The sequence below is a fragment of the Klebsiella sp. 28 genome (assembly GCF_018223905.1).
Taxonomy (GTDB): domain Bacteria; phylum Pseudomonadota; class Gammaproteobacteria; order Enterobacterales; family Enterobacteriaceae; genus Klebsiella; species Klebsiella pneumoniae.
Map to the genome: position 1 here is coordinate 1 of NZ_JAGRQY010000189.1, position 2949 is coordinate 2949.

Genomic DNA, 2949 nt, shown 5'->3' on the forward strand with positions numbered 1-2949 from the left:
CGACGGTTGCCTGCCGCAGGCTAAAACCGTTTCCTTCGGAAACAAAATCAAGGTCAACGTCAACCCCGGCGTTTTCCTTACGTAAAACGAAAAGCAGCATTTGGCATTGAGGAATACTTGGATGGCGATATACAGTTTTAAAATGGAGAACATCAGCAGAGGCGAAGGTCAGTCTTCGGTTAACTCTGCTGCATATCGTCACCGTAAAGTTTTCTTCGATAACAGAACGGGTGAAGTTTGTGGTCGCAAAACAGCACATAAAAAGGACCTTGCCTTTGCGCAGATTTTTGCTCCTGACAACACGCCACCTGACCTGATTGTTGACAGTGAAACACTCTGGAATGCTGTTGAAGTCTCCGAGAAGAGAAAAGATGCCCGTCTTGCCAAAGAGTTTAAGATTGCCCTCCCCGCTGAGCTAACACCAGAACAGAGCATTGAACTCACTGCTGCTTTTGTTCTTGAGCACTTTACCAAGCAAGGCATCATTGCTGATGTTGTTATCCACGATATCAATGGTCATAACCCGCATATTCATATCATGGGAACAACCCGTGAGATTCTTTCTACCGGCTTTGGTAAAAAAGTCCGTGAGTGGGATAAACCTGAAACCCTCGATCGCTGGCGTAAAGGCTGGCAGAACATCTGTAATGAGTTCCTTGAGCTGTATGGTCATGATGAACGCATTGATCACCGTTCTATCAGGGTTCAGTATGAGGAAGCCCTTGAACAGGCTACGGCTGCTGCTACAAACGAAGAGAAAGCAATCTGGCTGGCTAAAGCTATTGAAACGAACCGTGATCCAATACTTCATATCCCTCGTGACCGTTGGGGCACTGTTGCAGCTCAGGAACAACGTGCTGCAGAGCAAGCTATACGTGATGAGCTTAAAAAAGAAGCTGGCGAAGCCTACTTTGCCTTTAAGGATCTGCCATTAGACATCGTTGTTGATGTTGCCAGCTTTAGGGTTCATGCGCTGGCTGAACCGGAAGAAATTGTTATCCCTGATAACACAGGGAAAGGTTCATCTACTGGCTCGCAGAAACCAGTTCTGGTTGCTCCTGCGCCTCATACACGCGCTACACTGAAAACTCCATCTTCTTCAACGGCAAGAGCACTTAAACGCGCTCCTGTTAAAGTTAAGAGGAAGAAAGTTGAACCTCGTCAGAGCGGTGTGTTCAAGCGCTTCACCTTACTGGTAGTAGATTATATAAGAGAGAAATTCGTCTGGGCCAAGAAGAAGCCAGTTCCTGTTTCAGTGGATGCCGAACACGATAAGCGTATTGCTGAAAACTATGTCTTCGATGAGGTTCAGGGTATTTATGTTTCACGCTCTGAGCATGAAAGACGTGCAAGATTTAACAGCGATGACTACAAGCCAACCAAAGATGAGGTCAGACGTTTTCCAAGTCGTCCTAAGCACGATCAGACTGAACATAATATCAGTCTAGATCTGATTACTCCCATACAGTCTGAAAGACAAAAAAAATATATACCGCGTTTAAAACCGCCAAATCATAGATAACAAGAAAAAAGAGATAATAATTACATACAATATCTCCTTTTTTCATGGCATGTGTTATTAAAATTATAAATTACTAATCAAGCATTTTTAAATTGTGAAACAGCCATAATAAAACCATCTTCCCATCGCTGCGTTCTGATTGTTCTAGGATGTGGCGCTCTAAGCGTATACTTCGGAAGATCTGGATGATGTAATCTTGAAAAATGTTTCTTTGGCAATCCATCAATATTATCAAAAACCAGATCTCGGTATAAATCACTCAGCCTTTTATCATACTTGTGATTCGTAAAAAATATACATATATCTGGTTTAAGAATACTAATCTCTTCCTTAACGAGATAGTCTAGAGAAGCAATATCTTGTGCAAGTTCCGTGCGATCTGGTGACCCACAATCAATATCAAATCGATTGAGATTTGACCACGCTATAGCATATGGTTCAATATTTAGTGATCTTTCCACCTTCCTAATTATATTCCAAAAAGCACTACTATAATATGATGATCCAAAATTAAATTTTTGATACGTAGCTTGCTGATCTACTATAGAGGGTGATTTATTCCAGCCGAACGTCTCTTGTCCAACAACCATCAACTTTATCTTCTGAGATGAATAATTACTGATATTTAAAAGAAGTGGGCCATGTAGATTTTTATCTGAATATCTTTTGCTATACTCATTAAGAATCCCAATATTATTGATATATAACAGATTAAGTTTGTTATTCATTATCTATTCACCAAAAAACCATCAATGAAGAATAATAAGCTATTTTTATATTATCCTTTGCGCGAAGGCAAGTCAATTTAATTTACTGTTACATATATAAAGTTATTTATATCACTACATCTTAAATTTGTATAAAATAGTATTAAGTCATGTTTTATTTATATGTTATGAACTAAGATAAAACACGATACCACTGACAATTAATATGATAAACGAGTGGCAAAATCTACATATTGGATAGAATATTAAGCCGTTATATTCAATATAATGAATATGAGCAGCAGGTTAAGCCGACTAATAATGAAGATAAATGAAGCACAGTCTTTTTAGATTGAAAAAATGACAGGCTAATTTAGTCGTTTCCCAACATGCCATTTGTATGACAATAAAGATCTCGATCACTGTATGAATCACAGCCCATACATACAACCTCCTATGCTTACGCTCTATTTAAAGCAATTAAGACCTTATAATAAATGGGACTAATAAGTAGTGGCATAACAACTATTACACCTTGTTGAACTTGATGTTTTTTAATATACTACAAAACATCCATCACCAATCTAATGGAATTTAATCATGAGTAATACCCCAATAGATCATCATTATTTACCCCAATTTTACCTTAAAAACTTTGCATTCACTTTTAAAAAGAAAAATTATAGATTATACGTTTATGACAAAATACATGAAAACAAA

The 2949-nt window shown here is 38.1% G+C and carries 3 protein-coding genes; 2 read left to right on the plus strand and 1 reads right to left on the minus strand.

The window, feature by feature from the left end:
- Positions 1-121: 121 nt before the first annotated feature.
- Positions 122-1522 (plus strand): MobQ family relaxase, encoded by a 1401-nt coding sequence (gene mobQ, locus KHQ28_RS25005; RefSeq protein ID WP_023302091.1) that lies wholly within the window; start codon positions 122-124, stop codon positions 1520-1522.
- 77 nt (positions 1523-1599) lie between these two features.
- On the opposite strand, the gene KHQ28_RS25010 is transcribed toward mobQ, so the two are convergent.
- Entirely contained in the window at positions 1600-2250 is a 651-nt protein-coding gene (locus tag KHQ28_RS25010) for a hypothetical protein (RefSeq protein ID WP_023302092.1), read from the minus strand.
- Positions 2251-2829: 579 nt separating this feature from the next.
- Between KHQ28_RS25010 and KHQ28_RS29710 the strand changes: the two genes are divergently transcribed.
- Positions 2830-2949 (plus strand): DUF4238 domain-containing protein (locus KHQ28_RS29710; RefSeq protein ID WP_369123043.1); only part of this gene is annotated, 120 nt, incomplete at its 3' end.

Excerpts from the sequence above, each read along its gene's own strand:
- mobQ (WP_023302091.1), top strand. The coding sequence starts at position 122 with ATGGCGATATACAGTTTTAAAATGGAGAACATCAGCAGAGGCGAAGGT.
- KHQ28_RS25010 (WP_023302092.1), bottom strand. The coding sequence starts at position 2,250 with ATGAATAACAAACTTAATCTGTTATATATCAATAATATTGGGATTCTT.